Origin of the sequence: Acinetobacter sp. Swhac1 (assembly GCF_013390985.1) — a bacterium.
GTDB classification, from domain to species: domain Bacteria; phylum Pseudomonadota; class Gammaproteobacteria; order Pseudomonadales; family Moraxellaceae; genus Acinetobacter; species Acinetobacter towneri.
This window is the reverse complement of record NZ_JACASN010000010.1, coordinates 1-13,418: the sequence shown is the minus strand read 5'-3', so window position 1 is coordinate 13,418 and position 13,418 is coordinate 1. Positions and strand designations below refer to the sequence as shown.

Genomic DNA, 13,418 nt, shown 5'->3' with positions numbered 1-13,418 from the left:
GAGGACAAGATGATAGAAGTGGTAGATGGGCAACGTCAGCTCAAGGGTTGTAAACGAATCGTTGTTAAAATCGGATCATCTTTACTCACAGCCAATGGGCAAGGTTTAGATTTAGATGCGATCTCGCATTGGGCGGGACAAATTGCAGATCTACACAATGCAGGACACGAAATTATTTTGGTGTCATCGGGAGCTGTGGCTGAAGGTATGGTGCGAATGAAACTAGAGCATCGACCCACTGATCTACCCAGTCTTCAGGCATGCGCTGCCATTGGTCAAATGGGACTAATTCAGACTTGGTCAAGTGTGCTGGAAAAACACCAAATTCAAACGGCACAAGTACTTTTAACGCATGATGATCTGGCGGATCGTCGTCGCTATTTAAACTCATGTGATGCTTTGCAAAACCTGATTGAATGGCGGGTGATTCCTGTCATTAATGAAAATGACACGGTCTCTACCGATGAAATTCGTTTTGGTGATAACGACACCTTGGCTGCAATGGTGGCAGGGCAAGTGCATGCAGACTTACTGATCATTTTGACTGATCAGCAAGGCATGTTTGACTCTGACCCACGTTCTAACCCAAATGCAAAACTATTCCATACCGTACGTGCTTTGGATGAAAGCTTGTTCGATATGGCAGGTGGTGGCGGTAAGTTTGGGCGTGGCGGTATGCTGACTAAAGTTCGTGCGGCACGTTTAGCGGCTAAATCGGGCTGTCCGACGTTGATTGCCAGTGGTGAAAGTGACAACGTACTTGCGCGTTTAATGGCGGGCGAATTGTTGGGTACTTTATTTATTACCGATAATGACCGTATTGCCGCACATCAACAATGGTTGGCAGCACATTTACAAACAGCAGGACGTTTGGTTATTGATGATGGTGCAGTCAAAGCCATTAAAGAAAATCATCGCAGTTTATTGCCTGTGGGTGTAAAAGCCGTAGAAGGGCATTTTGACCGTGGTGATGTGGTGGAATGTGTAGATACGCAAGGCCATCGTGTGGCAGTTGGACGTGTTAATTTTAGTTCGCGTTCAGCTGACTTGGTCAAAGGCTTGGCTTCTGACAAAGTGCATCAGGTGTTAGGCGAGGCACGTTCGTTGGAGATGATTCACCGCAATCACATGGCGATTTATTGATGATGCTGTAAGTTATCATTCAATTGAAGTTATCAAAAAAAACCGCTTGGAATATCCAAGCGGTTTTTTATTACTTAAGCAATTCATGTCATGCTTCAGGTTTATTTAAACTGAATCGTTCCATTCGCATTGACTGTAATTTTAGATTCACCTGCTGCCATATCTTGATCAGCTACAGCCGTTTCTGCGACTGCAAATTTTGCCATGCTTGCGCGCATAACAGGCTGCGGAAAATAAGAATTGGTGTTTAGGTTCAAATTAACCAAGTTATAGCCCGATTTATTCCAAGCCTGACTTAACATTTGCGCACGTTGTTGAAAGTTTTTAGACGCTTCGACCATCAACTCGTTTTCAACTTTTTTGCGTTGTGCATCCGACACGCTAAAGTTAATTGATTGGGTTTGGAAGTTTTGTTGTAGCTCACTCACCAATTGGCTTGCGGCTTTAAAGTCGGTGCTTTGCACGCGCACTTCGGCACGACCACGCCATTCTTTTAACTTACGGCTGTCATTGTCGTAAATTGGATAAGTGGTTTGTGAACCTGTTTCTACCTTCACTTGTGGATATTTACGTGCAGTTGCAATAGCTTGGCTCATTAACTGATTGATTTGCGAAGCCAACTCTGCAGGTTGTTTGTGACTTTTTTCAATATACAGTACTGCATGCATTTGATCATTTGAAACTTCGCGTGAAGCCTCAGCTTGTACATTGACGATATTGTAATTCAGTGATTCATTTTGCTGTGCAAATACCGTACTGGCAGCACCAGCAGCCAAGAGCGTAGCAACGAGAGAAAGTAAGCGCATATTCTGACCTATTGTTCAAATTATCGGAAAGTTTGAAGTTGATTTGTCTGCTTTAAATAGTAACTTTGCTTTGTGAGGATTTTTAGTCGAAATTGTGGTGGCTTTGTAAAATTTCGCTATAAAATTGCAGTAAATTCAGGTTTATAAAATTCAATAAAAATAATGATCTATACTATTTTGAAAATAAATGCTGCACAGCTTGAGAGATTGCTCAAAAGAAAGTATAAAGGAATAGGAAAGAGTTAATTTTTCTTTCCTTTGTCATAATGTAAGATGATAATTCAATCGAATCATCTGCAAGATATGTTTTTTCGATGAAATTAGGCAATATTTGGGTTAAACCTGTTTATTTTCTAGAAAAATTAGGTATTATCCCGCTTCCTAGTCTTGAAGAACAAAACTCTATCTCGCTAGATCAAAAAAGCACCGAGTCAAAGGACCGCAAGTCACCAGACTTATTTCTTTCAACCCATATCAGAGATGGTAATTCGATATGAGCGTTACTTCTGTAAACCCTGCCAACCATTCCACAAACGAATACTACTTGACTCGCCAAAGTCAGATGGAATCGAATGTGCGTAGTTATCCTCGTAAATTACCGTTAGCGATAGCGAAAGCACTGGGTTGTTGGGTTACCGATGTTGAAGGTACTGAGTACCTAGATTGTTTGGCTGGGGCAGGGACCTTGGCATTGGGTCATAACCATCCTGCGGTGGTTCAAAGCATCCAAGACACTTTAGCGAGTGGTTTGCCATTACACACCCTAGATTTAACGACACCTTTGAAAGATGCTTTTACTGAAGCGTTGCTTTCACACATGCCTGGCGGCCAAGAAGAGTACTGCTTACAATTCTGTGGTCCTACAGGTGCAGATGGCACTGAGGCTGCAATTAAACTGGCAAAAACCTACACAGGTCGTAGCTCAGTTATTAGTTTCTCAGGTGGCTATCATGGTATGACACATGGCTCATTGGCCATGACAGGTAACCTGTCTGCAAAAAATGCAGTAAATGGTTTAATGCCTGGTGTTCAATTTATGCCGTATCCGCATGAATACCGTTGCCCACTTGGCATTGGTGGCGAAGCGGGTGTAGATGCTTTAACGTATTATTTTGAAAACTTTATTGAAGATGTAGAAAGCGGTGTCACTAAGCCTGCAGCTGTAATTCTTGAAGCAATTCAGGGTGAAGGCGGTGTTGTGACTGCACCAGTAAAATGGTTGAAGAAAATCCGTGAAGTGACTGAAAAGCACAACATCGTTTTAATTCTAGACGAAGTACAAGCGGGCTTTGCACGTTCAGGCAAAATGTTTGCATTTGAACATGCAGGTATTGAGCCAGACGTGATTGTTATGTCTAAAGCTGTTGGTGGTGGTTTACCATTAGCTGTACTTGCCATTAAACGTAAGTTCGACGCATGGCAGCCAGCAGGTCATACGGGTACTTTCCGTGGTAACCAATTGGCAATGGGTACAGGTCTTGTTGTACTTAAAACCATTAAAGAACAAAACTTGGCACAAAACGCACAAGAGCGTGGTGAGTTCCTTCAGGCTGAATTGAAAAAATTAGCGGTTGAATTCCCATGTATTGGTAATGTTCGTGGTCGCGGTTTAATGATTGGTATTGAAATTGTAGATGAACGCCAAGAAAAAGACCGTTTAGGTGCTTATCCAGCAGACTCTCAATTGGCTGCTGCTGTTCAAGCTGCATGTTTTGACAACAAATTGTTGCTTGAGAAAGGTGGTCGTGGTGGTACGGTAATCCGTTTACTTTGTCCACTCATCATTACTCAAGAAGAGTGTGTAGAAGTCATCGCTCGCTTCAAGAAAGCAGTTGCTGAAGCGTTAGTCGCAGTTCGAGGCGCATAAGTTTATGGTAGATTTTGCAGAACATCGTAAAGCGTTACTCTGCAATGATGCTCAATCCATTGCTGACTACAGTGCAGCAATGGAACAAGCGACTCAAGCAGTCGCGGCATGGTTGCAAAATGACAAAATGTACACAGGCGGCAGCATTAAAGAATTGCGTGAAGCGATTTCTTTCCAGCCTGCAAAACAAGGTTTGGGTGTACAAAAGTCATTGGAACGCATGGTTGAGCTTTTCTTAAACAAAAGTTTAAAAGTTCATCATCCACATTCTTTGGCACATTTGCATTGTCCAACTATGGTGGCAAGCCAAATTGCAGAAGTTCTCATTAACGCAACCAACCAGTCTATGGACTCTTGGGATCAAAGCCCTGCAGGTTCATTGATGGAAGTACAACTAATTGACTGGTTACGTCAAAAAGTTGGCTATGGTGCAGGTCAAGCGGGCGTGTTCACTTCAGGTGGTACGCAGTCTAACTTGATGGGTGTGTTATTGGCGCGTGATGCGTGTATTGCAAAGAACTGGAAAGATGAAAACGGTAATCCGTGGTCTGTTCAGCGCGATGGTATTCCAAGCGATGCAATGCGTAATGTGAAAGTCATTTGTTCTGAAAATGCACACTTCTCTGTGCAAAAGAACATGGCGATGATGGGTATGGGCTTCCAATCGGTTGTTACTGTACCTGTTAATGAAAATGCACAAATGGACGTGGTTGCACTTGAGCAAACCATGGCGCATTTAAAATCTGAAGGTAAGATCGTTGCGTGTGTGGTTGCGACTGCAGGTACAACCGATGCAGGCGCGATTGATCCGCTTAAAAAGATTCGTGACATCACTAATCAATATGGCGCGTGGATGCACATTGACGCAGCTTGGGGTGGTGCATTAATTCTTTCTAACAGTCATCGTGACATGCTTGATGGTATTGAGCTGTCTGATTCTGTGACACTGGATTTCCATAAGCATTACTTCCAAACTATTTCGTGCGGTGCGTTCTTACTGAAAGATGAAGCGAACTATCGTTTCATGCACTATGAAGCAGAATATTTGAACTCTGCTTATGATGAAGAACATGGCGTACCAAACTTGGTGTCTAAGTCATTGCAAACAACGCGTCGTTTTGATGCGTTGAAACTTTGGATGACGATTGAAGCATTAGGTGAAGAGCTTTACGGTTCTATGATTGATCATGGTGTGAAGCTAACCCGTGACGTTGCTGATTATATTAAAGCGACTGCAGGTTTAGAATTGTTGGTTGAACCACAATTTGCTTCAGTGTTGTTCCGTGTTGTGCCTGAAGGTTATCCAGCAGAGTTCTTGGATAGCTTGAACCAAAACGTGGCAGATGAGTTATTTGCACGTGGTGAAGCCAATATTGGTGTAACTAAAGTCGGTAATCTTCAATCATTGAAGATGACGACTTTAAGTCCAGTGGCAACACTTGAAAACGTGAAAAACTTATTGGGCTTGGTATTGGCAGAAGCAGATCGTATTAAAGATACGATTGTAGCGGGTACTTATACACCACCAATCGACTAATGCTTTCATAATTCAGATTGTTATGAAATACAACAAAAGAAGTCACTACGGTGGCTTTTTTTGTGCCTGATTAAAATATTCCAGTGAAGCGTTGTAGCATTTTGCTTGAATTTTGTGATGGATTGGGTGTTTTGGGCTCAAATAATGCACTGCGGATGTCATAAAAATTACGCAATTGGCGAATAAACCATCAATTTTGGTAGAAAAAACCATAAATAATGATGACATTGGCATGAATTATTACAATTTGAAATTTAAATACTGAAAAAAATAAGCACTCTAGTGTTTTATTAGTTATTGATTTTAAATCATTTAAAAATTATTTCAGATACGAAAAGCAAATATAACCAAAGCGTAACAAAGCTGTAACATGGTTGTCATATTATAAAACCACAATGCAGTTATCGAAATAAGTACAAAACTTAATAACAAGTGACGTACTCCGAACTTGCATACTATGAGAGAGAACAGAATGCGCTTTACTAACATCGCCATTGCTTTAGCCGTATCTGCAGCAGCTGTAACAACTGCTAACGCAGCTCGTGACACCATTCAAATCGCGGGTTCTTCAACCGTTCTACCATACGCAAGTATTGTAGCAGAAGAATTTGGTAATACTTTCCCACAATTCAAAACTCCAGTTGTTGGTTCAGGCGGTTCTTCAGGTGGTTTGAAGCAGTTCTGTACAGGTGTGGGTGATAACACAATCGACATCGCGAACTCATCTCGTAAAATTAAAGATTCAGAATTAGCTGCTTGTAAAAAAGCAGGCGTAAACCAAGTTTTAGAAATTAAAATTGGTTACGACGGTATCGTATTTGCTTCTAACGCAAACAAAGCGGCTTACAAATTAAAGCCTTACCATGTATATGCAGCAATTGCAGCTCAATTACCATCTAAAGGTAAAATGGTTGCTAACCCATATACACGTTGGAACCAAATTGACAAAACACTTCCAAACGAGCCTATTACACTTGTAATTCCAGCGTCTAACCACGGTACACGTGAAGTGTTCCAAGAGAAAATGGTTGATGCAGGCTGTGAAGCTTATGCTGCAATCAAAGCATTAGACAAAGATGCGCAAAAGAAAGCGTGTACTACTTTCCGTAAGGATGGTCGTGTAATCGAAATCGCGGGTGACTACACAGAAACACTGGCACGTTTGAAAACTTCTCCAAGCGCAGTAGGTGTATTCGGCTTAGGTTTCTATGACCAAAACCGTGACCGTTTACGTGTTGCAACTGTAAACAACGTAGCGCCATCTGAAAACACAATTTTAAATGGTTCTTACCCTGTATCACGTCCATTGTTCTTCTACGTGAAAGGTGAGCACCTTAAATCAATCAAAGGTTTACCGCAATTTACTGAATACTTCTTGAGCAAAAAAGTATCTGGTAAAGGTTCTAAGTTAGACAAAGCAGGCTTAATTTCTATGTCTGACAAAGAGCGTGCACAAGTTCTTGCTAACTTCAAAGCTGGTAAAGCGGTTAAGTAATTTGAGTTAAAACAGCTGATGGCAGGGAACAACCTGCCATCGGCTTTTTGCTAAGAAATGTTTTTTCAAAAACACAAATTGAAAAAACAGTGGAGAATACATGAATCTGCTACTCATAGGTGTGTTATTGGCGATTATCGCCGTAGCCTATCAAATCGGGTTAAGCAAGAGCCGTAACCTAGCAGGTAAGGGAAATAACTCTGCAATGTTACATTCACGCCCAGGATATTATGGCGCGTTGGTAGCATTATGGTGTGGTATTCCTGCTTTTTTAATTTTGATTGTTTGGAACTTGGTTGAACCAAGTATTCTAGAGCAAGTGGTAATTAATAATGTGCCAGCGCACATTGCTGCAAGCCTAGACCCTGCAAGTACAAGTGTTTTGGTTGATCGCGTACAAGCCATTGCATCTGGTTTTGGTGTAAGTGATACACCTGCTGCATACGAAGTTGCAGCGGCAGAGCAATTAGCGAAAATTGAAACCATTGGTTCTTATGCCAAACTTGCGGTGGTGATCTGTGCGGCCTTATTTGGTTTGCTGTGGGCAAAGAAACGTGTTTCACAACAATTCCGCGCACGTAACCAAGTTGAAAAAATCATCAACATTTCTTTGGCATTATGTTCTGGTGTTGCGATTCTAACTACGGTTGGTATTGTGATGTCCATGTTCAGTGAAGCGATGCGATTCTTTAGTTTCGTTAGCCCACTGGATTTCTTCTTTGGTACAGTCTGGAACCCTGGTTTTAGCACCTCGGGTAGTGCAGATGGCAGTTATGGTTTACTTCCATTACTGTGGGGTACATTGATGGTGAGTGGTATTGCTTTATTAGTTGCAGTACCTATTGGTTTAATGATCGCCATTTACCTTGCAGAATATGCATCGCCTAAATTCCGTGCATGGGCAAAGCCGACCATTGAAGTTTTAGCAGGTATTCCGACCATTGTGTACGGTGTATTTGCCATGATGATCATCGGCCCGTTCCTTAAAACTGCGGGTGCAATCATTGGACTAGATATTAATGCCACGAGTGCATTAACCGCTGGTTTAGTGATGGGTATTATGATCATTCCTTTTGTATCTTCATTGTCTGATGACATTATTACGCAAGTGCCGCGTGCGCTGCGTGATGGTTCTTTAGGCTTAGGTGCAACCAAATCTGAAACCATTCGTCGCGTGGTGATGCCAGCTGCATTACCAGGGGTGATTGGTGCATTCTTACTTGCTGCATCACGTGCAATTGGTGAAACCATGATTGTGGTGTTGGCTGCAGGTAATAGTCCTTTACTACACGCAAACCCATTAGAAGCGGTATCTACGGTTACGATTACGATTGTGAACCAATTAACAGGTGATACAGATTTCGCAAGTCCGCAGGCATTGGTTGCTTTCGCACTTGGTTTGACCCTGTTCGTGATTACCTTAGGTTTGAACATTGTTGCACTATACATTGTGCGTAAATATCGTGAGCAATACGACTAATGAGTACTTCAAATACATCGTCTTTGGATCAGTTAGATCCACAAGCTGCTGCCGAATTACGTGAACAACGTAAAAAAACCATCGCCAGTTCATTGGGTAAGCGTCATCGTAAGGAAAAAACCTTCCGTTTGATGGGGTTCTCGGCAGTTATTGCAGGTTTATTCTTTGTCGTATTGTTATTCGGCAGTATCTTATCTAAAGGTTTGCCTGCGTTCTGGCAAAGCAGCATGAGCCTTCCAATTTACTTCGATCCAGCGATTGTCAATGCAGGTCCAAAACCTAAGGCGATTGCAGGCGAGTCACCAGCACAATACGAAGACCGTATGATTGCGTGGCAAACCGAAATGGGTATGGTCGATTGGGATGCTTTAATCGTGAATGGTATTGTGGCGAAAGACAAAGCGCTTGAAGCTAAGCGTGATGATCTTGGTTACTTATATACCAGTTCTGAAGCATACCGTATTCGTGACATGGTCTTGGCTGATCCTTCTTTAATTGGTCAAACCAAAGAAGTGAAAGTGCTTGCAGATGCGAACGTTGATGTATGGTTAGAAGGCAAGATTGACCGCAGCTTACCAGATGAGCAGCAACAATTAAGCCCTGAAGTACGTCAATTGGCAGATCAGCTCGAATCACAAGGTATTATTGAAAGTACTTTCAATACCAATATTTTTGTTAGCCCAGACTCACGTAGTTCTCCAGCGACTTCTGGTTTGGCAGGTGCATTCATGGGTTCATTATTCATGATGCTGATTGTGATCTTTATTTCGATTCCAATTGGTGTTGCATCAGCAATTTACTTAGAAGAATTTGCGCCAAAAAATGCGATTACTGATATTATTGAAGTGAACATCAATAACTTGGCCGCTGTACCTTCTATTGTATTTGGTTTGTTGGGTGCTGCGATCTTTATTGGTTGGATGCATTTACCATTGTCTGCACCATTGGTCGGTGGTTTGGTACTGAGTTTAATGACTTTACCAACCGTGATTATTACCACGCGTGCATCATTAAAAGCAGTGCCACCGTCTATTCGTCAAGCTGCTTTAGGTTTGGGTGCTTCTCGTTTACAAACAGTGTTCCACCACGTACTCCCACTTGCATTGCCGGGTATTTTAACGGGTGCAATTATTGGTGTCGCACAAGCTTTAGGTGAAACCGCACCATTGTTATTAATTGGTATGAGTGCTTTCGTTGCCAGTGTACCAGCAACTCCACTTGATCAATCTACTGCGTTACCTGTGCAAATTTTCTTATGGCAGGGTAATGAATTGCGTAACTTCTTCGAGGGACGTACCGCTGCAGCCATTATCGTACTACTTGCGCTAATGATTGGCTTAAACAGCCTTGCAATTTGGTTACGTAAGAAGTTTGAAGTACGCTGGTAATTGAGGGCAGAGAATATGAATGCTGTAGCAAGCACAGAAAAACAGAATTCCTTAGAACAGGATAAGCAAGTGAATCCACAACAAAGCCAATTTACATCTACCGATGTAGAACAGAAGCAATCATCGACTTCGTTTGTTTCACAATTTGATACGCAAACTTCAAGCAAAAAAGAAGCGAAATCATCAAATGTAAAGTTAAGTACCAATGACGTGCATGTGTATTATGGTGAATCTGAAGCGATTAAAGGTATTGATTTAAATATCTATGAAAATGAAGTGATTGCCTTCATTGGTCCATCAGGTTGTGGTAAATCTACGTTCTTGCGTACTTTAAACCGTATGAACGACACGATTGATAGCTGTCGTGTAACGGGTAAAGTAATGTTGGATAACCAAGACATTTATGACCCGAACCTTGACGTGGTGTTATTACGTGCGCAAGTGGGCATGGTGTTCCAGAAGCCAAACCCATTCCCTAAATCAATTTTTGAAAACGTGGCTTATGGCCCTAAACTACATGGTTTAGCACGTGATAAGTACGATTTAGAAGAAATTGTTGAAAACAGCTTACGTAAAGCAGGTTTGTGGGATGAAGTGAAAGATCGTTTGAATCAACCGGGTACTGGTCTTTCTGGTGGTCAGCAACAACGTCTTTGTATCGCGCGTACCATTGCGGTAAGTCCAGAAGTAATTTTGATGGATGAACCATGTTCGGCACTTGACCCAATTGCAACGGCTAAAGTAGAGGAGTTAATTTCTGAACTTTCTACTCAATATACGATTGCGATTGTAACGCACTCAATGCAACAGGCAGCGCGTGTATCTGACCGTACCGCATACTTCCATTTGGGTGATTTGATTGAAGTGAATGCAACTGAAAAAGTATTTACTCAGCCAGACCATCAATTAACTGAAGCGTATATTACAGGTCGTTTTGGTTAACCTGCTTAAGTCCTGAAAGCTATTAAAACAGAATCTTAGGATTCTGTTTTTTTTGTTATAGTATTGATTGTTTTGTACGCGCAGCGAAAATAAAAAATGCAGTTTCCTTCACAAGAAGAACGACAACAGGCAAAACCAGCACGCCAAGCCACGAAAAAAATAATCGATGCCTTGTTTGGATTTCAACATAGTGCAGAGACGATAGCAGCACTTTTGGTTTTGCTGAGTATTTTATTGGCAACGTTTTTTAACCATGATGGGTGGTTTCCAACTTCTCAAAGCCCCAATATGAGCAATTATCATCGTTGGTTGTATGATCAATTTGTGATAGTTTCAGGTGTGATAGTGCTTGTTGTTTATTTTAGGGTACAGCAGCAAGTAAGTGATCCCCATTTTCGGCAGGCTTGGCGAGACTATATCGATGCCAATGCTAAATTTAAGTTTTATCGCTATGTAAAAGCACAACAAAAAAATAAGTTACCGTTCTTGCACAGTGCAGTAGGTGAATTTCTTTGCGTAATGTGTTTCTGCGTAGGTTTAGTGTGTTTCTATTCAATGCTTGCACCTTCAGATCATGAGCGTAGAGGTAGTTTTCTACTGTTTGGTTGGTGGCCGATCAACGCACTTATTATTGGGATTTGCTATCAGGGGCAAATTTGGTTTGCTGTACGTTTAATGGCTGTTCGGCAGATTTCTAAACGATATTTACGATTGATTCAAAAAGAAGCTGCTTTAAGATAGAAAAAGTATTGAAAAAGTCGAAATTGACCTAATGTAGTCCTAATAAACCGAATTAAATTGAGAACTCATTTTTATGTTATTTCATTTACCTAAACTACCTGCCGAAATTCGGATTAGTCATTTGAATGCGCGAATTAATGAACAACGAAAAAAAATTGCGCAAACCACGGCATCTAAACTCGAGCTATTACAACTTTCACAACAAATGGCACGTGAAGCGCGCGCCCGTAAAAAGAACAATCAAAAAATTTATGTGTTGGATTTTAAAGGTGATACTGCTGCGTCTGCTGTAGAGCAATTGCGTGAAGAAATCACCCTAATTTTGGCAACGGCCAAAGCTGGACGTGACCGTGTTGTGGTACGTTTGGAAAGTCCAGGCGGTATGGTGCATGGTTATGGGCTTGCAGCTGCACAATTGGTACGTTTGCGTGATGCAGGTTTCCATCTCACGATTTGCGTCGATAAAGTCGCAGCAAGTGGTGGCTATATGATGGCATGTATTGGTTCAGAAATTGTGTCAGCGCCATTTGCGATTTTGGGTTCTATTGGCGTAGTGGCACAAGTGCCTAACTTTAATCGCTTGCTCAAAGAAAAAAATATAGATTTTGAGATGTACACAGCAGGTCAATACAAACGCACTGTGACCATGTTTGGTGAAAATACCGAAGAAGGCAAGGCTAAGTTTGAAGAAGAATTGCAACAAACTCATGTACTATTTAAACACTTTGTCGAAAAATACCGTCCACAACTGAATGTTGAAAAAGTGGCAACAGGTGAGCATTGGTATGGTCAGGATGCACTGGATTTAAACTTGGTAGATAAGTTACAAACCTCAGATGAATACTTACTAAGTTTGTTGCCACAGCATGATATTTATGTGATTCAAACCCGTAAAAAGCCAACTTTGGGTGAAAAACTGGGTTTGCAAGCTGCACAAATGGCAGACAGTTTGATTCCTGCAGTGATGAATAAACTGGTTGATAGCCTAAGCAAAGCCAACAGCAGTTTGTTGCAAATCCGTGATCCTAAACTGTAATAGTGATGATCTAACTTCTAAAATTTATCTAAAAATTGCGCTCAATTGAGCGCAATTTTTTTATTCACTTTTATTCAAAAATATAGGGTCTTTGATTTAAGGTAAGCGTCCGCTGAATCCCATACCTATTTTTTAATTCGATTTAGGTTTCCAGCAGTGTGGCAGTAACTCTTCAATCTGGGTCACTTTATGTGTCGGCAGCCTTTTCAGCACATCACTTAAATAGGCATACGGATCCAAGCCATTCAGCTTTGCTGACTGGATTAAAGTCATGATGTTTGCCGCTCGCTGACCACTGCGCAGCGAACCTGCAAACAGCCAGTTCTTGCGCCCCAACGCCCAGGGACGCATCTGATTCTCGACCCAATTATTGCAAATAGGTAGATTGCCATCATCCAGATAGCGGCTTAAAGCTGGCCAACGCTTCAGAGTGTAATTGATCGCCTTGGCGGTTGGAGAACTCGATGGCACTGTCAGATGATGTTGGTTGAGCCATTCATATAGTTGTTGCATCACTGGTTGACTATGCTGTTGTCGGTATTCGCGGCGGTCTTCCGCTGTACCATCGGTCTTTTTCCTGAGCTCTGCTTCTATCGCATACAGTTTCTGAATCAGCACTAATGCCTGTTCAGCGACCTGACTTTTTTTGGTCACATGCAGTTCATGGAATTTACGACGCGCATGCGCCATGCAGCCCACCTCAATGACCTGACCTGATTTAAAACGTGCTTTATAACCACTGTAATCATCACAGACTAGATAACCCTGCCAGCCTTTCAAGAACTCTTCAGCATGCTGGCCTGAACGACTATCCTGAAAGTCATAGATCACCGCCTGAACTGGATTGTACTGTGTAGTGGCATAGGCCCAGACATAACCTTTCTTCGGTTTTTTATTATTCTCACCCATCCGCATGATGGTGACCGGTGTTTCATCTGCATGCAGCACCCGCTGTTGCAGCACCACCTCTTTTAAGGCATTGG

General features: G+C 41.9%; 10 protein-coding genes and 1 pseudogene. 9 read left to right on the top strand and 2 right to left on the bottom strand.

Translation table 11 applies throughout. The features are described from left to right. Positions 1-9: 9 nt before the first annotated feature. Complete coding sequence (gene proB, locus HX743_RS06810) at positions 10-1,143, top strand: glutamate 5-kinase (protein WP_168418174.1); 1,134 nt, start codon at positions 10-12, stop codon at positions 1,141-1,143. Positions 1,144-1,244: 101 nt separating this feature from the next. Here the strand turns inward: proB and HX743_RS06805 are convergent, their stop codons facing one another. Next, complete coding sequence (locus tag HX743_RS06805; protein ID WP_178318828.1) at positions 1,245-1,949, bottom strand: SIMPL domain-containing protein; 705 nt, start codon at positions 1,947-1,949, stop codon at positions 1,245-1,247. A gap of 493 nt (positions 1,950-2,442) precedes the next feature. On the opposite strand from HX743_RS06805, the gene HX743_RS06800 reads away from it, so the two are divergent. From HX743_RS06800 to sohB, 8 genes are all read left to right on the top strand, one after another. Then, positions 2,443-3,816 (top strand): diaminobutyrate--2-oxoglutarate transaminase, encoded by a 1,374-nt coding sequence (locus HX743_RS06800; RefSeq protein WP_168418176.1) that lies wholly within the window; start codon positions 2,443-2,445, stop codon positions 3,814-3,816. A gap of 4 nt (positions 3,817-3,820) precedes the next feature. After that, positions 3,821-5,353 (top strand): aspartate aminotransferase family protein, encoded by a 1,533-nt coding sequence (locus HX743_RS06795; protein WP_178318827.1) that lies wholly within the window; start codon positions 3,821-3,823, stop codon positions 5,351-5,353. Positions 5,354-5,825: 472 nt separating this feature from the next. Next, complete coding sequence (locus HX743_RS06790; protein WP_096901088.1) at positions 5,826-6,848, top strand: substrate-binding domain-containing protein; 1,023 nt, start codon at positions 5,826-5,828, stop codon at positions 6,846-6,848. A gap of 100 nt (positions 6,849-6,948) precedes the next feature. Beyond that, a complete protein-coding gene (gene pstC / locus HX743_RS06785; protein ID WP_004971674.1) occupies positions 6,949-8,328 on the top strand; it encodes a phosphate ABC transporter permease subunit PstC in 1,380 nt (459 codons plus the stop codon). Further along, the gene (gene pstA / locus HX743_RS06780; RefSeq protein WP_004971672.1) at positions 8,328-9,716 is read left to right on the top strand and encodes a phosphate ABC transporter permease PstA; all 1,389 of its coding nucleotides are present in this window, start codon (positions 8,328-8,330) and stop codon (positions 9,714-9,716) included. Before pstC ends, pstA begins: the two co-directional genes overlap by 1 nt. A 15-nt stretch (positions 9,717-9,731) precedes the next feature. Continuing rightward, the gene (gene pstB, locus HX743_RS06775; protein ID WP_004971671.1) at positions 9,732-10,658 is read left to right on the top strand and encodes a phosphate ABC transporter ATP-binding protein PstB; all 927 of its coding nucleotides are present in this window, start codon (positions 9,732-9,734) and stop codon (positions 10,656-10,658) included. Positions 10,659-10,754: 96 nt separating this feature from the next. Continuing rightward, positions 10,755-11,399 (top strand): hypothetical protein, encoded by a 645-nt coding sequence (locus HX743_RS06770; RefSeq protein WP_178318826.1) that lies wholly within the window; start codon positions 10,755-10,757, stop codon positions 11,397-11,399. Positions 11,400-11,472: 73 nt separating this feature from the next. Next, a complete protein-coding gene (gene sohB, locus HX743_RS06765) occupies positions 11,473-12,435 on the top strand; it encodes a protease SohB (protein ID WP_004971667.1) in 963 nt (320 codons plus the stop codon). A 132-nt stretch (positions 12,436-12,567) separates the two neighbouring features. Here sohB and HX743_RS06760 read toward each other — a convergent pair. Then, a pseudogene (locus HX743_RS06760) lies at positions 12,568-13,418 on the bottom strand (IS66-like element ISAba25 family transposase); the annotation flags it as partial.